This is a genomic window from Ralstonia sp. SA306 (genome assembly GCF_054792405.1).
Genome location: NZ_CP096451.1, coordinates 884,567 through 903,150, shown reverse-complemented (window position 1 = coordinate 903,150; position 18,584 = coordinate 884,567). Strand labels below are relative to the sequence as shown.

The 18,584-nt window shown below is 64.9% G+C and carries 17 protein-coding genes; 9 read left to right on the top strand and 8 right to left on the bottom strand.

Annotation, left to right across the window (positions count from 1 at the left end):
* Positions 1–9: 9 nt before the first annotated feature.
* The 3 genes from M1D44_RS04255 to M1D44_RS04245 form a co-directional block, all read right to left on the bottom strand.
* On the bottom strand, positions 10–1,059 hold the full coding sequence (locus tag M1D44_RS04255) for a 5-oxoprolinase subunit C family protein (RefSeq protein WP_316684020.1): 1,050 nt from the start codon (positions 1,057–1,059) through the stop codon (positions 10–12).
* Positions 1,056–1,703 (bottom strand): 5-oxoprolinase subunit PxpB, encoded by a 648-nt coding sequence (gene pxpB, locus M1D44_RS04250; protein ID WP_112184128.1) that lies wholly within the window; start codon positions 1,701–1,703, stop codon positions 1,056–1,058. Before pxpB ends, M1D44_RS04255 begins: the two co-directional genes overlap by 4 nt.
* Before the next feature lie 278 nt (positions 1,704–1,981).
* Positions 1,982–3,196, bottom strand: coding sequence for a multidrug effflux MFS transporter (locus M1D44_RS04245; protein WP_316853182.1), 1,215 nt, complete (start codon positions 3,194–3,196; stop codon positions 1,982–1,984).
* 485 nt (positions 3,197–3,681) lie between these two features.
* Here M1D44_RS04245 and M1D44_RS04240 point away from each other — a divergent pair, with 485 nt between their 5' ends.
* The 5 genes from M1D44_RS04240 to M1D44_RS04220 all read left to right on the top strand — a co-directional run bounded on the left by M1D44_RS04240 (position 3,682) and on the right by M1D44_RS04220 (position 9,044).
* Positions 3,682–5,196: an ABC transporter ATP-binding protein gene (locus M1D44_RS04240; RefSeq protein WP_316853199.1), complete on the top strand. Its 1,515-nt coding sequence runs from the start codon at positions 3,682–3,684 to the stop codon at positions 5,194–5,196.
* Entirely contained in the window at positions 5,189–6,298 is a 1,110-nt protein-coding gene (locus M1D44_RS04235) for an ABC transporter permease (RefSeq protein ID WP_112184124.1), read from the top strand. The genes M1D44_RS04240 and M1D44_RS04235 overlap by 8 nt, the downstream gene beginning before the upstream one ends.
* Before the next feature lie 13 nt (positions 6,299–6,311).
* The gene (locus M1D44_RS04230; protein ID WP_024975208.1) at positions 6,312–7,232 is read left to right on the top strand and encodes an ABC transporter permease; all 921 of its coding nucleotides are present in this window, start codon (positions 6,312–6,314) and stop codon (positions 7,230–7,232) included.
* A gap of 81 nt (positions 7,233–7,313) precedes the next feature.
* The gene (locus tag M1D44_RS04225; protein WP_439004500.1) at positions 7,314–8,474 is read left to right on the top strand and encodes a BMP family ABC transporter substrate-binding protein; all 1,161 of its coding nucleotides are present in this window, start codon (positions 7,314–7,316) and stop codon (positions 8,472–8,474) included.
* 273 nt (positions 8,475–8,747) lie between these two features.
* A complete protein-coding gene (locus M1D44_RS04220; protein ID WP_024975206.1) occupies positions 8,748–9,044 on the top strand; it encodes a YkvA family protein in 297 nt (98 codons plus the stop codon).
* A 9-nt stretch (positions 9,045–9,053) separates the two neighbouring features.
* Here the strand turns inward: M1D44_RS04220 and M1D44_RS04215 are convergent, their stop codons facing one another.
* From M1D44_RS04215 to M1D44_RS04200, 4 genes are read right to left on the bottom strand one after another with little or no spacing between them, the layout of a single operon-like run.
* A complete protein-coding gene (locus M1D44_RS04215) occupies positions 9,054–10,034 on the bottom strand; it encodes a quinone oxidoreductase family protein (RefSeq protein ID WP_316853180.1) in 981 nt (326 codons plus the stop codon).
* Entirely contained in the window at positions 10,031–10,462 is a 432-nt protein-coding gene (locus tag M1D44_RS04210; RefSeq protein ID WP_024975204.1) for a methylglyoxal synthase, read from the bottom strand. Before M1D44_RS04210 ends, M1D44_RS04215 begins: the two co-directional genes overlap by 4 nt.
* 10 nt (positions 10,463–10,472) lie before the next feature.
* A complete protein-coding gene (locus M1D44_RS04205; RefSeq protein WP_316853179.1) occupies positions 10,473–11,264 on the bottom strand; it encodes an SDR family oxidoreductase in 792 nt (263 codons plus the stop codon).
* 42 nt (positions 11,265–11,306) lie between these two features.
* Positions 11,307–12,224: a DMT family transporter gene (locus M1D44_RS04200; RefSeq protein ID WP_316853178.1), complete on the bottom strand. Its 918-nt coding sequence runs from the start codon at positions 12,222–12,224 to the stop codon at positions 11,307–11,309.
* A 183-nt stretch (positions 12,225–12,407) separates the two neighbouring features.
* On the opposite strand from M1D44_RS04200, the gene M1D44_RS04195 reads away from it, so the two are divergent.
* Both M1D44_RS04195 and upp read left to right on the top strand, forming a co-directional pair.
* On the top strand, positions 12,408–13,886 hold the full coding sequence (locus tag M1D44_RS04195) for an NCS1 family nucleobase:cation symporter-1 (RefSeq protein WP_316853177.1): 1,479 nt from the start codon (positions 12,408–12,410) through the stop codon (positions 13,884–13,886).
* Between the two features lie 65 nt (positions 13,887–13,951).
* Complete coding sequence (gene upp, locus M1D44_RS04190; RefSeq protein ID WP_024975200.1) at positions 13,952–14,602, top strand: uracil phosphoribosyltransferase; 651 nt, start codon at positions 13,952–13,954, stop codon at positions 14,600–14,602.
* A gap of 68 nt (positions 14,603–14,670) precedes the next feature.
* Here the strand turns inward: upp and M1D44_RS04185 are convergent, their stop codons facing one another.
* Positions 14,671–16,233, bottom strand: a complete 1,563-nt coding sequence (locus M1D44_RS04185; RefSeq protein WP_316853176.1) for a helicase HerA-like C-terminal domain-containing protein — start codon at positions 16,231–16,233, stop codon at positions 14,671–14,673.
* 173 nt (positions 16,234–16,406) lie between these two features.
* On the opposite strand from M1D44_RS04185, the gene M1D44_RS04180 reads away from it, so the two are divergent.
* Together M1D44_RS04180 and purD are read left to right on the top strand one after the other, a co-directional pair.
* Positions 16,407–17,132, top strand: a complete 726-nt coding sequence (locus M1D44_RS04180; RefSeq protein WP_024975198.1) for a YebC/PmpR family DNA-binding transcriptional regulator — start codon at positions 16,407–16,409, stop codon at positions 17,130–17,132.
* 83 nt (positions 17,133–17,215) lie between these two features.
* A complete protein-coding gene (purD, locus tag M1D44_RS04175; protein WP_024975197.1) occupies positions 17,216–18,484 on the top strand; it encodes a phosphoribosylamine--glycine ligase in 1,269 nt (422 codons plus the stop codon).
* Positions 18,485–18,584 lie beyond the last annotated feature (100 nt).

Below are 18,584 nucleotides of genomic sequence, written 5' to 3'. Positions count from 1 at the left end.
TCCGGTGCATCAGGCGTTCAGTCGCGTCTTGGCGGTGCGGTGCGCGCTCGACAAAATGCCCTGGCGCTGCCAATCCAGCGCGGTTTCGATTTGCTGCAGATACCGTGCCACGTCGGCGCGGGCGGCTTCAGCCTCTTCCAGCGTCACGCGCTCAAAGCGCACGCGCGTGCCAAGCGGAATCTGCGCCAGGCGCCATTGGTCGGCCAGGATGACGGAGCCGATCTTCGGATAGCCGCCCGTGGTCTGCGCATCGGCCATCAGCACAATGGGCTGGCCCGACGGCGGCACCTGGATCACGCCCGGCACCACGCCATGCGAGAGCAGATCGCTGCTGCGCTGCTTCTTGCGCTTGAGTTCCGGCCCTTGCAGGCGAAAGCCCATGCGGTTGCTGTTAGGCGTGAGCGTCCAGTCCGATTCCCAGAACGCGGCTTGCGCATCGGCAACGAAATCGTCGTATTCGGGACCAGGCAGCACGCGCATGACGGGCGTGTCCTTCTGCGCGCGGTCGAACGTCCAGCGGGCGGCCTTCACCGCAACGGTATCGCCGCTGATGTCGGGAGCGTACGTCGTGTCTGCAGGCAATACCTGCAACCTGTCGCCGTCCTTCAGCGGGCGCCCTTCGAGGCCGCCGAAGCCGGCTTTCAGATCGGTGCTGCGCGAGCCCATCATCTCGGGCACATCGATGCCACCGGCCACACAGAGATACGCTCGCACACCGCCCTGCGCCACACGCAAGGTCAGCGTCTGACCGCGCTGCACGGGGATGGCGCGCCATGCATGCACCGGCGCGCCGTCGAGCGTGGCGCGGCAATCGGCGCCCGTCAGCGCGATCAAGCCGTTGGCGTGGAAGCGCAGCGTGGCGTTGCCCAGCGTGAACTCGATGCCCGCCGCATCACTGCGGTTCCCGACCAGGCGGTTGCCCACATACAGCGACAGTGGATCGAGCGCGCCGGATGTGCACACGCCAAAGCGGCGATAGCCGGTGCGGCCCAGGTCTTGCACGGAGGCCAGCACGCCGGCCCGCACGATCTCGATCATGGGTTGGGGTTTCGAACTCATGCGCGCACCTTCGAGGCAACAAAGCGGATGCGGTCTCCAGGCGAGAGCAGCGTGGGGGGATTGCGCTGCGGCATGAAGAGCGCCGCGTCTGTGCGACCAAGCAATTGCCAGCCACCGGGGGATGCGGCCGGGTAGATGCCGGTCTGCTCGCCGCCGATGCCCACCGAGCCGGCCGGCACGGCCATGCGTGGCTCGGCGCGGCGTGGCGTGGCGAGCGACTTGTCGAGCCCGCCCATGTAGGCAAAGCCCGGCTGGAAACCCAGGAAATAGACGATGTATTCGGGCGCGGTGTGACGACGCACGACTTCGGCCGTGCTCAGGCCGGTGTGCTTGGCCACTTCGCGCAGATCGGGACCTTCGTCACCGCCATAGGCGACTTCGATATCGACGAGTTTGCCGTCGGCCACCAGCGCCTGGCTTTCTTCCCAGGCCTCGCGCAGTTGAGTGGTCAATCGTTGCGCATCAGCCAACGGGCCAAACACGAGCGTGAGGTTGTTCATGCCGGGCACCACGTCGACCACGCCCGCCCAGTTGGACGCGCGCGAAGCCATCGCCCAGATGCGCTGCTGACAAGTCAGGGTGGCCGGTGGCGGCACTTCGCACAACAACGCCAGTTCGCCCAGCCGGTGAATCGTGCACTGCAACTTAACCCCCGTCCCGTGTGCGCCGTTGGCGGGAAGATCCCGGCAAAACGATGCGCGATTGAAAACGAAAGCGATACGTTAATAAATTGTCGATAAATTCTGTATAAGAAGTAACCCTTAGTCGCTCAGGGCCAAGTCGCGGCGGAACGCGGTCCGGCTGCACTCATCATAGGTGCCGGACACGGTCAGCGTGACAGGCATGTTATGCCCGAGTCATATGAAAAGAGGAAGACGCCTCTAGAACAAGAGGCGTAGAGGAATAGCCGGAAGCGCGAGGATCAGGCGCCGGGCTCTTCGCGCGTGATGCGCAGGCCCAGAACAAGGGCGGCGATGGCGCACACGGCCATCATGCCCAGCAGCGGCAGCGCGGTCTGGCCGATGGCGGCAACCACCGTACCGGTCACCATGCCGAGGCCGAATTGCATGGCGCCCATGAGCGCCGAGCCCGTACCCGCACGCGCGCCCTGCCCCGCCATTGCAAGGGCGCCGGTGTTGGGCGAGATGCAGCCGATCGATGCGATGTAGCAGAACAGCGCCACCAGCACGAGCGGCAGCGGCGTATAACCCGCCGCCGCGGCTGCCGCAGCCAGCACGCTGGTGATAACCGGCACCCACAGCGCCCGCCGCAGCACGCGCGCCGGCGAATATTTACGCACCAGCCGCACATTCACGCGCGAGGCCGCGATCATCCCCGCCGCGTTGCTGCCGAACACCCACGCGTAGTGCGAGGGCGTCAGCCCATAACCGTCGATCAGCACGAACGACGACACGGTGATGTACGCAAACATGCCCGACAGGAACACCGCGCCGCACCACATATAGGCGGCGTAATGGTGATCGTGCAGGAGTTCCCAGTAGTCGCGCAGCACGTGGCTGACCGCCAGCTTGCGCGCCTGCTCGGGCGCCAGCGACTCGCGCATCAGGTAGTGCACGGCCACCAGCGACAGCACGCCAAATGCCGTCAGCAAAGCAAAGATGACCCGCCACGTTGCGAATTGCAGCACCGCGCCGCCAATCATCGGTGCGAGGATCGGCGCCACCCCCATCACCAGCATCAGCGTGGAATACGCCTGCGCGGCGCCGCCCGGGTCCATGCGATCACGCACGGCAGCGCGTGCGATAACCATGCCCGCGCAGCCGCCAAATCCCTGCACGCCGCGCAGCACGGCCAGCATCGTGGCGTCTTTGGCAAACGCGCAACCGATGGATGCCGCCACGTACATCGCCAGACCGATATAGAGCGGCGGCTTGCGGCCAAACCGATCGCTAGCCGGGCCATAGATGAGCTGGCCGATCGCGAGGCTGATCAGGAAGACGGTCAGCGTGAGCCCCGCCGCAGCCGACGACGTATTCAGATCGCGCGCGATGGTCGGCAGGCTCGGCAGGTACATGTCGACCGACAGGGGGCCGATGGCCGTGAGCGCGCCAAGCAACAGGAGCCAGCCGGGAATCGGGCCGGGCATGCGGGATCGTGCAGGAGCGGGAGCAGTCATGAAGGGAGAACGAGACGCGGCGCAGACGTGCAGCCCGCGCCGGAGCAAACCAAGAACTTTAGCGCAAAGTGGCGAACCACGGGCGCGCACCGGCCAGGTGCAAGGCGGCCTGCGCGCCCCACCCGAGGGCTGAGCGTGCAACCTGCATACGTCGGCATGACAAGCTGGAACCTCCAAATGGCCCCGATGGACCCGGCACGGGATTTGCACTCCGCCACCCCTCGTACGAGGCAGTCGCGAGCTGGCCGAAATCGCCGTCCGGTGCGGTTCCGGACGATATAATTTGTTGTTGATGGCAAGCATCACACAACCATGATGATTGCTGCGATGCGTCGGCGCGAACCTGCATCGGCGTTGCCTGCTGTGAAGTGTCGTCAACACCCAAAATGAGACCGCCTCCGCTGCGTACCCTGCACGGTGAGCGGCACGGAAACCACGAGCCAACTGTTGTGACACCACTCCCACCACGCCTGTCGCTGACGGGCATGACCAAGCGCTACCCGAGCGTGGTCGCCAACGACGGCGTCAGCCTGACAGTCGCGCCGGGCGAGATCCATGCCGTGCTGGGCGAAAACGGCGCGGGCAAGTCGACGCTGATGAAGATCATCTTCGGCGCCGTGCAGCCTGACGCCGGCGAGATGCTGCTCGACGGCCAGCGCGTCGAGATCGCCAATCCGCACCAGGCCCGCGCGCTGGGCATCGCCATGGTGTTCCAGCACTTCTCGTTGTTCGACACGCTCACGGTGGCAGAGAACATTCTGCTCGGCCTGCCCGCGGGTACCGACCTGCGCGACGTGGCTGAGCAGGTGCGCAGCACGGGCGAGAAATACGGCCTCCCGCTGGAGCCGCATCGCCATGTGCACACGCTGTCCGTCGGCGAGCGCCAGCGCGTGGAAATCGTGCGCGCATTGCTCACCAAGCCGCGCCTGCTGATTCTTGACGAACCGACCTCGGTGCTGACACCGCAGGCCGTCGAGAAGCTCTTCGTGACGCTGCGCCAGTTGGCGGCGGAGGGCACAAGCATCCTCTACATCAGCCACAAGCTCGACGAGATTCAGGCCCTGTGCCACGCCGCCACGGTGATGCGCATGGGCAAGGTCACAGGCGTGTGCGACCCGCGCCAGGAAACGGCGGCGTCGCTATCGCGCATGATGATCGGCGGCGAGCCTCCGCGTGAATTGCGCCCGCAGACCACACCGGGCGAAGTGCGCATGGAAGTGGCCGGTCTGTCGCTGCCCAAGGCACACGCCTTTGCGACGGAGCTGCGTGACATCGCACTGCAATTGCGCAGCGGCGAGATCGTCGGCATTGCGGGCGTGTCAGGCAACGGGCAGCAGGAACTCCTGGCGGCCCTGTCTGGCGAAGACACCCGCCCCCCGGCACAAACCATCAGCATCGGCAACGAGCCGGTCGCCAAGCTCGACCCGCGTGCACGCCGCAAGCGCGGACTGTCGTTCGTGCCGGAAGAGCGCCTCGGGCGCGGCGCTGTGCCATCGCTGTCGCTGGCCGCCAATACGCTGCTGACGCATCAGCGTGCGCCGCAGGTGCGTGGCGGGCTCATCGACAAGAAGGCGGCAGGCAAGCTGGCCACCGGCATCATCAATCGATTTGGCGTGAAGGCCGGCGGCCCGGATGCATTGGCCAAGAGCCTGTCGGGCGGCAACCTGCAGAAATTCATCGTCGGCCGCGAAATTGAATGCGCGCCGCGCGTGCTCATCGTCGCGCAACCGACCTGGGGCGTGGACGTGGGCGCGGCGGCCCAGATCCACAACGAAATCCTCGCGCTCAAGGCCGGGGGCTGCGCCATCCTGATCGTGTCAGAAGAACTCGACGAACTCTTTGCGCTGTGCGATCGCCTGCACGTGATCGCCAACGGGCGCCTCTCCCCTTCTACCCCCACGCACGCCACCGACCGCGAACAGATCGGCCTGTGGATGAGCGGCATGTGGGACAAAGCCGCGGCTTCGCCGGCAGCAACCTCGGAGGTAGCCCATGGCTGACGTCATGCATGGCGGCCGCCTGGCGCTGCCGATCTCGCTGGAGCTGCGCGCAATCCCGTCGCGCACCATGGCCTATGCCTCGCCGCTGATCGCGCTGGTGCTGACGATGGTGTTTGGCCTGCTGCTGTTCGCGCTGCTGGGCAAAGACCCGGTGGCGGGCATGCGCGTGTTTCTGGTCGAGCCGCTGGCCAGCAAACGCGCGATTGGTGAAGTGCTGCTCAAGACCGTGCCGCTGGTGCTGTGCGCACTGGGCTTGTCCGTGTGCTATCGCGCCAACGTCTGGAACATCGGCGCGGAGGGGCAGCTCATCGTCGGCGGCATCTTCGCGGCGGCCACGATCATTTACTTCGATACGCCCACGCCCGCCATCCCCGGCGGCTTTGCGTTGGTGCTGGCCGTCGTCGCCGGCCTGATCGGCGGGGCGCTGTGGGCCGCCATTACCGCGCTGCTGCGCGATCGCTTTCATGCCAACGAGATCCTCGTCTCGCTCATGCTCACGTACATCGCGCAGTTGCTGCTGCTGTACGTGGTCAACGGGCCGTTGAAGGACCCGAACGGCATGAATTTCCCGCAGTCGATCGTGTTCGACAGCGCATTTGTTCTACCTACGCTCGTGGCCGGCACGCGTCTGCACGTCGGCTTCCTGTTCATGCTCGTGATGACGGCGGCGATGACGTTGTTCGTCTTCCGCAGCTTTGCGGGCTATCGCCTGCAAGTGGGCGGGCTGGCGCCGCAAGCGGCCCGTTACGCGGGTTTCTCGTCGCGTGCGGCGCTGTGGACGGCGCTGCTGATGTCGGGCGGCCTGGCAGGCATTGCCGGCGCCTTCGAGGTCACGGGCCCAATCGGGCAGCTGCTGCCATCCATTTCTCCAGGCTACGGCTTTGCCGCCATCGTGGTGGCATTCGTCGGGCGCCTGAATCCGGTCGGCACGGTGCTGGGCGCGATTGTGATGTCGCTGTTCTATATCGGCGGCGAGCTTGCGCAATCGCGCCTGGGCCTGCCGTCGGCCATTACCGGAGTGTTCCAGGGCATGCTGCTGTTCTTCCTGCTCGCCTGCGACACGCTCATCGAATACCGCCTGCGCTGGCGCGCGCATCACTGATCAGGCCTCACACATGGAAAGTCTCGCTCCCCTGATCGCCGCGTCGATCAACGCCGGCACCCCGCTGTTGCTGGCCGCCCTGGGCCTCTTGATGAACGAGCGCTCCGGCGTGCTGAACCTCGGCGCCGAAGGCATGATGCTGGTGGCCGCCGTGGTCGGCTTCATGGTCGGTTACCAGACGCAGATTCCGCTGCTGGGTTTTGCTGCCGGCGCGATTGCCGGCATGGTGATGGCGGCCCTCTTCGCGTGGCTGGCGCTGGTGCTCGTTACCAACCAAGTCGCGACGGGCCTCGCCTTGTCGATCTTCGGCACCGGGCTGTCTGCCTTCATGGGGCAGCGCTTTGTCGGCATGTCACTGCCAGCGCAGGCGCACGGCATCCCGGGGCTGGAGTCGATTCCGTTCGTCGGCCCTGCCCTGTTCGCACACCACTGGATGGTCTATTTCAGCCTGCTGCTGTGCGGCGCGATTGCCTGGTTCCTGTTCAAGACGCGCGCGGGGCTCACGCTGCGCGCGATCGGTGAATCGCCGGAGTCGGCTCACGCGCTCGGCTACCCGGTGCGCACCATCCGCTTTGGCGCGCTGCTGTTTGGCGGCGCATGCTGCGGGCTGGCCGGCGCATACCTGTCGCTGGTCTACACGCCAATGTGGGTCGAAAACATGGTTGCCGGCCGCGGCTGGATTGCCCTCGCGCTGACCACCTTTGCCACCTGGCGCCCAATGCGCATCCTGTTCGGCGCGCTGCTGTTTGGCGGTGTGACGATCCTGCAGTTCTACCTGCAGGGGATGGGCGTATCGGTGCCATCGCAAATTCTGTCGATGGCGCCGTTTGCCGCCACCATCGTCGTGCTGGCCATCATCTCGCGCAATCCGGATTGGATTCGCCTGAACATGCCTGCATCGCTCGGCAAGCCGTTCCGCCCAGGGGCTGCCTAAACTGCTGCCTACGGCTTCTGCATTCCCGTCCTTTGCTTCAAGCTTCAACACAGTCAACGAGCCACACAACAGGAGAAATCGATGAACGTTACCCGCAGGATCACGCTGGCCGCCCTGGTCGCCGGTGCTGCCCTGACCCTCTGGGGTTGCGGCAAATCCAACGAAGCCGCAGGCGACAAGACCGCCGCGCCGGCCGCTTCCTCGGCCCCCGCCGCTGCCGCGCCGGCACCGGCCAATGAGCCGCTGAAGGTCGCGTTTGTCTACGTCGGCCCGGTGGGCGATGCGGGCTGGACATACGCTCACGACGCCGGCCGCAAGGAAGTTGAAGCCAAGTTCGGCGACAAGGTGAAGACGAGCTTTGTCGAAAACGTGCCCGAAAGCGCTGCAGACGCCGAGCGCGTGTTCCGCGACCTGGCCACCCAGGGCAACAAGGTCATCTTCGGCACGAGCTTCGGTTTCATGGAATCGATGCTCAAGGTCGCCAAGGAATTCCCGGACGTGAAGTTCGAGCACGCCACCGGTTTCAAGACCGCTGACAACCTCGGCCAATACGACGTGCGCACGTATGAAGGCGCGTACCTGGCGGGCGTGGTGGCCGGCAAGATGAGCAAGTCGGGCAAGCTTGGCGTGGTGGGTTCGGTGCCCATCCCCGAGGTGATCCGCAACATCGACTCGTTCACGCTGGGCGCGCGCAGCGTCAATCCGAAGGCCACCACCCGCGTGGTATGGGTCAACAAATGGTTCGATCCGGGCAAGGAGCGCGAAGCTGCCACCACCCTCATCGGCCAAGGGGTCGACGTGCTGATGCAGAACACCGACTCCGCAGCAGTCGTGCAGACCGCGCAAGAGAAAGGCGTCTACGCGATCGGCTGGGACAGCGACATGACCAAGTTTGGCGAGAAGGCCCACCTGGCCGCCTCGATCAACAAATGGGGCGTGTACTACACCAAGGTCGTCGGCGACGTGCTTGAAAACAAGTGGAAGCCGGAAACCGTGTGGTGGGGCCTGAAGGAAGGCGCGATCGATCTGGGCGCGTACAACGCCGTGGTACCGGACGACGTGAAGACGCTGGTCGAGACCCGCAAGAAGGGCATCATCGACGGCTCGGCACCGATCTGGAAGGGACCGCTCAAGGACAACACCGGCAAGGAAGTCCTGCCCGCCGACAAGGTCGCCGACGACGGCTTCCTGCACGGCATCAAGTTCTACGTCGACGGCGTGGAAGGCAAGATTCCGGGCTAACCTGCCCACGGTCCTACTGCGCGGTCCGATCTTGGCTCTGTGATGCTCGCCGTACCCATGTACGGCTGCGTTTCTCAAGCCAACTTCGGAGCGCTCGCTACGGACCGGGAACAGGTTCGTTGCGGCAAAAAGCCGGCACCTCGCGAGAGGGCCGGTTTTTTTCATGGGCGATGGCGCCTGATCTTGAAAACCGGGCAGTTTCCCCAAGCTGATACGATGGTTTGCCGGTCAAACGCTCTCATGTGACGCCGGCTTTTCATCAAGGAGCCCACGATGTTCGGACGACTCTTCCGCTTGTGGAGCGTGGTGCGCAACGATGCGCGCCTGCTGTGGTTTGCCCTGCGCCATCCGGACAAGCCCTGGTGGCTCGCGCCGGCGGCGCTGCTGCTGGTGGGCTACGTCGTATCGCCAGTCGACCTGATTCCGGATGTCATCCCGGTGATCGGCTGGGTGGACGACATCGTGCTGGTGCCGTTCGCGCTGCACATACTGCTGCGCGGCCTGCCCGACCGCGTGCGCGAGGATGCGCGCTTTGCCGCCGCCCGGCGTGTGAAGCCCACCGGGCGGTAACTTTCCGCCTTACGGCAAGAGGATCGTCGAGCCGGTCGTCTTGCGCGCTTCCAGATCGCGGTGCGCCTGCGCCGCGTTCTGCAGTTCGTAGCGTTGGTGAATTTCGATTTTCACCTTGCCGCTGCTCACCACATCAAACAACTCTCCCGCCATCGGTTCCAGTAGCTCGCGCCGCGCCGTGTAGGTCATCAGCGTCGGGCGCGTGATCTTGAGCGATCCCTTTGCGCTCAGCACACCGAGGTCAACCGGCGGCACGGGGCCCGATGCGTTGCCGTAGGTGACCATCATCCCGCGCGGCGCGAGGCAGTCCAGCGAACCCGTAAACGTATCTTTGCCAATGCCGTCGTAGACCACCGGCACACCCTTGCCGCCGGTGATTTCGCGCACGCGCTCGGTAAAGTTCTCGCGCGTGTAGACGATGGTGTGATCGCAGCCGTGCGCGCGGGCGAGTTCAGCCTTGGCATCGCTGCCGACGGTGCCGATCACGATTGCGCCCAGCGCCTTGAGCCACTGGCACGCAATCAAACCCACACCGCCAGCGGCTGCGTGGAACAACACCGTATCACCGGGCTGAACGCGATAGCTGTCGCGGAGAAGGTATTGCGCGGTCATGCCCTGCAGCATCATCGCTGCGCCGGTTTCAAAGTCGATCGCATCCGGCAGGCGCACCAGAATGTCGGCCGGCATGGTTCGCACCGCCGCATAGGCCCCGGTCGGGCGGCCGGCATAGGCCACGCGGTCGCCGGGCTTGACGTGCGTCACGCCCTGGCCCACGGCTTCCACCACACCCGAAGCTTCCATACCGATACCGCCCGGCAGCGGCTGGGGATACAGCCCCGTGCGGAAATACACGTCGATGTAGTTCAGGCCGATGGCGTGCTGCTTGACCGTCACCTCGTCGGGGCCGGGCGCGGGCACGTCGACATCGACGTACTGCATCACTTCCGGACCGCCGGTCTCAAAGATGCGGATGGCTTTCGCTTGTGTCATGCGTGGATCTCCTTCGGATCGGGCGCCACCCGTTGCAGGGCAGACATCACGAGGTCGGCGGTGGCCAGGTTGGTGGCGCAGGGAATGTTGTGGACGTCGCAGGCGCGGACCAGCGCGTTGATGTCGGGTTCGTGCGGCTGCGGCGTCATCGGATCGCGCAGGAAGATGACGGCGTCGACACGGCCTTCGGCCAACTGTGCGCCAATCTGCAAGTCGCCGCCCCACGGGCCGGACAGCATGCGCTGCACGGTCAGGCCGACTTCCTTCTCCAAGCGGCCACCGGTGGTGCCGGTCGCCAGCAGATCGCATTGCGACAGGAAGGCTCGGTGCGTTTGTGCGAAAGCGATCATGTCGTCTTTCTTGTGATCGTGTGCGATCAGGGCGACGCGGCGTTTGCGGGCTGCGCTTTCGGGCGTAAGAGTGGTCATCGTTATTGGCTTAGAAGGTGCCAGGGAAGCTGCCGCCATCCATCAGGATGTTTTGCGCATTCAGGTAGCCAGCGTGCTGGCTGCACAAGAAAGCACACACGGCGCCAAACTCGGCCGGTTGGCCGAAGCGTCGGGCCGGATTGCCCTGCCGCTTGCGGTCGAAATTTTCTTCTGCGCTGATGCCGGCAGCCTTAGCGCCAGCTTCCAGCGTCTTGGTCAGGCGGTCGGTCTCAAACTGGCCCGGCAGCAGATTGTTGATGGTCACGCCATGCTTGGCGACTTCACGCGCCAGGCCCGCCACGAAGCCGGTCAGGCCGGAGCGCGCGCCATTGGACAAACCCAGCACGTCGATCGGCGCCTTCACGGCACCGCTGGTGATATTGACAATGCGGCCCCAGCGGCGCTCGATCATCTTGTCGACGGTGGCTTTGATGAGGTCGATGGGCGTGAGCATGTTGGCGTTCAGGGCGGCATTCCACGCGTCGCGGTCCCAGTCGCGAAAGTTGCCCGGCGGTGGGCCACCCGCGTTGTTGACGAGAATGTCGGGCGAGCCGCCCAGTCGCTCGCATGCGAGCAGCGCCTCGGCGCGGCCTTCCGGCGTGGTGATGTCGGTGGCCACGGCTTCCACGCGCACGCCGTGCGCCGTGCGGATGCGTTCAGCGGCTGCCGACAGCGCCTCGGCACCGCGCGCGACAATCACCACGTCCACGCCTTCGGCGGCCAGCGCGTCGGCGCACGCAAAGCCCAATCCCTTGCTTGCGCCGCACACCAGCGCAAGCTTGCCTTTCAGCCCCAAGTCCATCCTGTCTGACTCCTTGTGATTGTTATCTGTGTCGGCCGCCTGTCAGCCGCGACGGCGTGACAGCAGCGCCATCCCGGCAAGCACCAGCGCACTGCCTGCAACCTGCCAAATCGTGATCGGCTCGCCCAGCAGCCACCAGCCCAGCAGCAGCGTTGACACGGGCCCGATCATGCCCGCCTGCGACGCCACCGGCGCACCCACGCGCGCCACCGCCATCATCGTCATCGTGACCGGCGCCACCGTGCAGAACACCGAGTTGATGGCCGACAGCCCATACACCTGCCAGGGCAACACGAGGGCCGACACCGGGCGCAGCACCAGAAACTGGACGATACAGGCTGCGGTCGACACGCACATCGCATAGGCAACCAGCCGCATCGACCCAACGCGCTTGACCAGCTCACCACTGGCCAGCAGATAGATACCGTAGCTGATGGCGCTGGCGAGCACCAATCCGCCACCCAGCCACACGTTGTTGCCGCCCAGGTTGAGGTCGTGCGCGAACACCAGCACGATGCCGGCATAGGCCAGCGCCAGCGACACCCACTGCAAGCCGGTAATGCGCCGCTTGAATACCGTCGATGTAATCAGCAGCACGAATGACGGCGTTAGAAACAGGATCAGCCGCTCCAGCCCGGCCGTGATGTACTGCAGGCCGAGGAAATCGAGAAAGCTGGACAGGTAATAGCCGATGAGCCCCAAGCCGACGATGCGCCAGCGGTCTGGCACGGTCAGCGGCTCCGCACGGCGCGACTGCCACCACCCCATCGCCATGAACAGCGGCGCCGCCAGCAGCATGCGCAGGGTGATGACCATGACGGCGTCCACCTGATAGCGGTACATCAGCTTGGCGACGATCGCCTTGGCGGAAAACAGGACGGCGCCCACGGAGGCGGGCAGCAGGCCGCCGGTATCGGTGGTTCTTGCGGGAGTGGAAGACGCAGAAGACGCGGTGGTCACAGCGGGGCGCGGAGAGATGCGGGCGGCGTTGGAGAGCGTCGTCGATTGTATTGGAATTCAACAAAACGTTCCGGCGCGGGGTGCACCGCACGTGGCACAGGTTTCGCTTTGGGGCACACGGGACCGCCGTACAATCGCGCCAGCATTCCGAATATCAACAACGACAACGGATTCCTCATCGACATGAGCCAAACCACCTCCCCCGCATTCTCTGCGGACGCTGCCGGGGCACCCGACCCGACGCTCTGGAACGAAGACCTCAACCCGACCCCGCAGGCTGCCCGCACCTGGACGGCGACCAACTACGCCGCGCTGTGGGTGTCGATGGTGGTGTCGGTGCCGGCCTACATGCTGGCTTCGGGCCTGATGAGCGAGGGCATGAACTGGTGGCAGGCGGTGTTGACGGTGTTCCTGGGCAACCTGATCGTGCTGGTGCCGATGGTGCTGGTAGGCCATGCCGGCACCAAGTACGGCATCCCTTTCCCTGTGCTGGTGCGCGCATCGTTCGGCGTGCGCGGCGCGCAGTTGCCGGCCATTCTGCGGGCCATCGTGGCATGCGGCTGGTTCGGCATCCAGACGTGGCTGGGCAGCCAGGCGATCTACACGATCCTCAACGTGGTCACCGACAACATGCTGGTCGGCAGCAACATTCCGGGGCTGGGCATCAACCCGGGCCAGGGCTTCTGCTTCCTGCTGTTCTGGGCGCTGCACATCTGGCTGATCACCAAGGGGCTCGAATCGATCAAGCGCTTCCAGGCGCTGGCCACCCCGCTGCTGATTCTGGCAGCACTTGGCTTGGTCTGGTGGGCGTATATCAACGCGGGCGGCTTTGGCCCGATGCTGTCGGCGCCATCGGCGTTTTCGGCGGGCGGCAAGCGCGCCGGCGAGTTCTGGGGCTTCTTCTGGCCGTCGCTGACTGCCATGGTGGGCTACTGGGCCACGCTGGCGCTGAACATTCCCGACTTCACCCGCTTTGCGCGCAGCCAGCGCGATCAGCTTGTCGGGCAGGCAATCGGCCTGCCGCTGCCGATGGGGCTGCTGGCACTGGTGGCCGTGCTCGTCACGTCGTCCACGGTGGTCATCTACGGTCAGGCCATCTGGGATCCAGTCACCCTGGCCGGCAAGATGACGGGCCCGTCGGTCATCGTGGCGTTGCTGGCGCTGATCACCGCCACGCTGATGACGAACATCGCCGCCAACGTGGTTTCGCCGGCGTATGACTTCTCGAACCTGGCGCCGCATCGCATCTCGTTCCGCATCGGTGGCTACATCACGGCGGGCATCGGCCTGGCGATGATGCCGTGGAAAATTCTGGAAACCACCAAGGGCTACATCTTCACGTGGCTGGTCGGTTACGGCGCACTGCTAGGGCCGGTGGCCGGCATCATGATGGTCGACTACTTCCTGGTGCGTCGCACCGTGCTGAAGACCGGCGAGCTGTTCCGCATGGACGGCCCGTACGGTTACGGCAACGGTTGGAATGGCCGTGCCATCGTCGCGCTCGTCATCGGTGTTCTGCCCAATCTGCCGGGCTTCTTCAAGCAGGCCGGGTTCGTCACCAGCGTGCCAGGCGTGTTCGAAGCGCTATACACGTATGCATGGTTCGTGGGACTCGCGATTTCGGCCGTGGTGTATGTGATCCTGATGCGCGGGCGCCGCTGAGCACCTCCACAATCGGCACGGGGCGCGCCGGTACAATGCGCCCCATCTGAGAATTCCTTGCCGCCATGAAACAAGATCCGCGCTTTCCGAACCTGTTCATCCTCAATCACCCGCTGATCCAGCACAAGCTCACACACATGCGCGACAAGGACACGTCGACGCGCACGTTCCGCGAGCTGCTGCGCGAGATCACCTTGCTGATGGGCTACGAGATCACGCGCAACCTGCCGCTGACCAGCCGCCACATCGACACGCCGATGGGCCCGATGGAAGCGCCCGTCATCGCGGGCCGCAAGCTGGCTGTGGTGCCGGTGCTGCGCGCAGGCGTGGGTATGAGCGACGGTCTGGTGGAACTGATTCCGTCGGCACGCATCGGCCACATCGGCGTGTACCGCGACGAGCAACACCGCCCGGTGGAATACCTCGTGCGCCTGCCTGATCTGGAGGACCGCACCTTTATCCTGTGCGATCCGATGGTCGCCACCGGCTACTCCGCCGTACACGCCGTCGACGTGATGAAGAAGCGCGGCGTGCCCGACGAGAGCATCCTGTTCCTGGCGCTCGTGGCGGCGCCCGAAGGCGTGGAGGTATTCCAGCAGGCGCATCCGGGCGTGAAGCTGTTCGTGGCGTCGCTCGATTCGCACCTGGATGAAAACGCCTACATCATCCCGGGCCTGGGCGATGCGGGCGACCGCCTTTTCGGCACGAAAAACTGATCGCACGCTCCCAGCGCGAACAAAAACAGCCGGCAATGCCGGCTGTTGTCTTTGGTACGTCGGGGCGCTCAGCGCTTCTTCGATCCGCCCAGAATGCTGCCCAGCACGCCGCGCACGATTTCGCGCCCGACGGTCGAACCGATGGTGCGCATCGTCGACTTGGCCAACGTTTCGACAATCGAATCGCCCCGGCCGCTGCGGCCCGTACCCTTCGTCAGGATTGCGCCGACATCGCCAAGCCAGCCGCCGCTCTCCGGTTGCGCGGGCGCAGGCGCCGGTGCGGGCACTGAACCTGTCGATGCACCGAAATCCGTACCGATGGAAGCGGGTGCCGGCGCAGATGCCGGCCCGCCGTTTGCCACGCGGCCGCTCAGGATTTCGTACGCCGATTCACGGTCGATTGCCGCCTCATAGCGGCCGGCCACCAGCGAATTGGTCATCAGCTCGCGGCGCTCGTCGTCCGAGATCGGGCCGATGCGCGATGCGGGCGGGACGACAAACGCACGCTGCGTAACCTCGGGGCGGCCGCCCTCGTCCAGCATTGAGATCAGCGCCTCACCCACGGCCAATTCGCCAATGGCCTCTTCGATGCTGAATTCCGGATTTGCGCGCATCGTTGTCGCTGCCGCCTTGACGGCCTTCTGATCGCGCGGCGTGAAGGCCCGCAGCGCGTGCTGCACGCGGTTGCCGAGCTGGCCAAGCACCGTGTCCGGCACGTCGGCGGGGTTCTGCGTCACAAAGTACACGCCCACACCCTTGGAGCGGATCAGCCGCACCACCTGCTCCACCTTCTGCAGCAGCGACGGCGGCGCGTCATTGAACAGCAGGTGCGCCTCGTCAAAAAAGAAGGCGAGCTTGGGCTTGTCCACATCGCCCACCTCCGGCAAATGCTCGAACAATTCAGAGAGCATCCACAGCAGGAACGTCGCGTACAACTTGGGCGCATTGAGCAGCTTGTCGGCCGCCAGGATGTTGATCACGCCCTGGCCACGCACGGTCTGCATCAGGTCATTGATATCCAGCATCGGCTCGCCGAAGAACTGGTCGGCGCCCTGCTCTTCCAGCGCGATCAGGTTGCGCTGGATGGCCCCGATGCTGGCCGACGAGATGTTCCCGTACTTGTTCGTGTAGTCCGACGAGTGCTCGCCAACGTGCTGGAGCATCGCGCGCAGGTCTTTCATGTCGAGCAGCGCGAGGCCTGAGTCATCAGCAATCTTGAAGACGAGATTGAGCACGCCGGTCTGGATGTCATTCAGCTCCAGCATGCGCGAGAGCATCAGCGGGCCCATGTCGGACACGGTGGCGCGCACGGGGTGGCCACGCTCGCCGTACACATCCCACAACGTGACCGGGCAGTTGGCCCATTGCGGCTCTTCCAGACCGCGCTCCTGCAGGCGGGCCTTGAGCTTGTCGTTGGACTGGCCAGCTTGCGAAATGCCGGTCAGATCACCTTTTACGTCGGCCAGGAAAACCGGTACGCCGATCTTCGACAGGCCCTGGGCGATCGTTTGCAGGGTGACAGTCTTGCCGGTGCCAGTGGCGCCGGTGATCAAGCCATGCCGGTTGGCGAGCTGGGGCAACAGCACCAACTCCGCTTTGGCGTTCTTGGCAATCAGGATGGGATCGGTCATGGCGTTTGGACGAGGATCAATCTGGGGGGACGACACGCCAGCAAGTCGACCGGATGGACGGGGCGGCGGGCGTGTGCAGCATGCTAAAATCCGCGACCGATTATAGAGCGTGCAGGTGGCGTCAAACCGCCATCTGAGCGCCAGATTCCACTGCATTCCGCTCGGAGAGTTTCATGGCCGGTCATTCCAAATGGGCCAATATCAAGCATAAGAAAGCCGCTGCCGACGCCAAGCGCGGCAAAGTTTGGACGCGCCTGATCAAGGAAATCACCGTGGCGGCCCGTCTGGGCGGCGGCGATGCCGACTCCAATCCGCGCCTGCGACTGGCCATGGACAAGGCCACCGACGCGAACATGCCCAAGGACAACATCAACCGCGCCATCCAGCGCGGTGTGGGTGGCCTGGAAGGCGCGAACTACGAGGAAATCCGCTACGAAGGCTACGGCATCAACGGCGCAGCCGTGATCGTCGACTGCCTGACCGATAACCGCACGCGCACCGTGGCCGAAGTCCGCCACGGTTTCGACAAGTACGGCGGCAACATGGGCACATCGGGCTCCGTCGCGTTCCTGTTCGACCACATCGGTCAGTTCATCTACGCGCCGGGCACGCCCGAAGACAAGCTGATGGACGCAGCGCTCGAAGCCGGCGCCGACGATGTCGTCACGCATGAAGACGGCTCGCTCGAAGTCATCTGCCCGCCCAACGATTTCACCAAGGTCAAGACCGCGCTGGAAGCCGCCGGCTTCAAGGCGGAACTGGCCGAAGTCATCATGAAGCCGCAGACCGAAGTCGAGTTCACCGGCGAAGACGCGGTCAAGATGCAGAAGCTGCTCGACGTCCTGGAAAACCTGGACGACGTGCAGGAAGTCTTCACCAACGCGGTCATCGGGGAGTAAGTCCCGGACACGCGCATAACGGCGATCGACCTCACGATCGCCGTTTTTGTTTTCCAGATTTCGATTTTTTGAGTAGGTACAGCATGAAAGTGATGGTGGTCGGTTCGGGCGGTCGAGAGCACGCCCTGGCATGGAAGCTGGCACGCTCGCCCAAGGTGCAGGTGGTATACGTGGCCCCCGGCAACGGCGGCACGGCGCTCGACAAGCGCCTGCAGAACCTCCCGATCACGGATCCGGAAGTGCTGGCCGCCTTTGCCGAGCGCGAGGGCATCCACTTCACGGTGGTCGGGCCGGAGGCGCCGCTGGCCGCCGGCATCGTCGACCTGTTCCGCGCCAAGGGCTTGCGCATCTTCGGGCCAACCAAGGCCGCCGCGCAGCTCGAATCGTCGAAGGATTTCGCCAAGGCGTTCATGCACCGCCACGGCATTCCGACCGCCAAGTACCAGACCTTTGGCGATGCTGCGCAGGCACACGCGTACATTGACCAGGAAGGCGCCCCGATCGTCATCAAGGCCGATGGACTGGCCGCCGGCAAGGGCGTGGTCGTGGCAATGACCGCCGAAGAAGCGCACAGCGCCATCGACATGATGCTGGCTGACAACCGCCTCGGTGACGCCGGTGCGCGCGTGGTGATCGAAGAATTCCTCGCTGGTGAAGAAGCCAGCTTCATCGTCGTGTGCGACGGCAAAAACGTCGTGGCGCTGGCCACCAGCCAGGACCACAAGCGTCTGCTCGACGGCGACGCCGGCCCCAACACGGGCGGCATGGGCGCCTACTCGCCCGCGCCGGTGGTCACGCCCACGCTGCACGCCCGCGCGCTGCGCGAGATCATCATGCCGACGATCCGAGGCATGGAGAAGGATGGCATTCCGTACACCGGTTTCCTGTATGCCGGCCTGATGATCGACGCAGAAGGCAACCCCAAGACGCTCGAATTCAACTGCCGCATGGGCGATCCGGAAACGCAGCCCATCATGGCGCGCATGAAGACCGACCTGTACGACGTGCTCGACCGCGCCATCGACGGCAAGCTCGACGGCATGGAGCTGGACTGGGACCGCCGCACCGCGCTGGGCGTGGTCATGGCCGCGCACAATTACCCGGACACGCCGCGCAAGGGCGACGTCATCACCGGCATCCCGAAGGAAACCGAAGACAGCGTCACCTTCCACGCTGGCACCACGCTCAAGGACGGCGTGTTGACCACCAACGGCGGCCGAGTGCTGTGCGTGGTTGGCCTGGCCGATACCGTCAAAGCGGCCCAGCGCGCGGCGTACAACGCCATCGAGCAGATCCACTTTGACGGCGCCCAGTACCGGACCGATATTGGCCATCGCGCCATCCGCCATTGAGCAATAGCCAGCCGCGCTGATGCCCCACCATGGGGCAGGCGCGGCATCCGTCACCCCGGGTGATCCCCGACTTGCCCCGGCTGCCCGCCCGCTACAATGG

What these genes read in the sequence shown, in the direction of transcription:
- M1D44_RS04255 (WP_316684020.1), bottom strand. Translation starts at nt 1,059, where the DNA reads ATGAGTTCGAAACCCCAACCCATGATCGAGATCGTGCGGGCCGGCGTG.
- M1D44_RS04245 (WP_316853182.1), bottom strand. Translation starts at nt 3,196, where the DNA reads ATGACTGCTCCCGCTCCTGCACGATCCCGCATGCCCGGCCCGATTCCC.
- M1D44_RS04240 (WP_316853199.1), top strand. Translation starts at nt 3,682, where the DNA reads ATGACCAAGCGCTACCCGAGCGTGGTCGCCAACGACGGCGTCAGCCTG.
- M1D44_RS04235 (WP_112184124.1), top strand. Translation starts at nt 5,189, where the DNA reads ATGGCTGACGTCATGCATGGCGGCCGCCTGGCGCTGCCGATCTCGCTG.
- M1D44_RS04230 (WP_024975208.1), top strand. Translation starts at nt 6,312, where the DNA reads ATGGAAAGTCTCGCTCCCCTGATCGCCGCGTCGATCAACGCCGGCACC.
- M1D44_RS04225 (WP_439004500.1), top strand. Translation starts at nt 7,314, where the DNA reads ATGAACGTTACCCGCAGGATCACGCTGGCCGCCCTGGTCGCCGGTGCT.
- M1D44_RS04220 (WP_024975206.1), top strand. Translation starts at nt 8,748, where the DNA reads ATGTTCGGACGACTCTTCCGCTTGTGGAGCGTGGTGCGCAACGATGCG.
- M1D44_RS04215 (WP_316853180.1), bottom strand. Translation starts at nt 10,034, where the DNA reads ATGACACAAGCGAAAGCCATCCGCATCTTTGAGACCGGCGGTCCGGAA.
- M1D44_RS04210 (WP_024975204.1), bottom strand. Translation starts at nt 10,462, where the DNA reads ATGACCACTCTTACGCCCGAAAGCGCAGCCCGCAAACGCCGCGTCGCC.
- M1D44_RS04205 (WP_316853179.1), bottom strand. Translation starts at nt 11,264, where the DNA reads ATGGACTTGGGGCTGAAAGGCAAGCTTGCGCTGGTGTGCGGCGCAAGC.
- M1D44_RS04195 (WP_316853177.1), top strand. Translation starts at nt 12,408, where the DNA reads ATGAGCCAAACCACCTCCCCCGCATTCTCTGCGGACGCTGCCGGGGCA.
- upp (WP_024975200.1), top strand. Translation starts at nt 13,952, where the DNA reads ATGAAACAAGATCCGCGCTTTCCGAACCTGTTCATCCTCAATCACCCG.
- M1D44_RS04185 (WP_316853176.1), bottom strand. Translation starts at nt 16,233, where the DNA reads ATGACCGATCCCATCCTGATTGCCAAGAACGCCAAAGCGGAGTTGGTG.
- M1D44_RS04180 (WP_024975198.1), top strand. Translation starts at nt 16,407, where the DNA reads ATGGCCGGTCATTCCAAATGGGCCAATATCAAGCATAAGAAAGCCGCT.
- purD (WP_024975197.1), top strand. Translation starts at nt 17,216, where the DNA reads ATGAAAGTGATGGTGGTCGGTTCGGGCGGTCGAGAGCACGCCCTGGCA.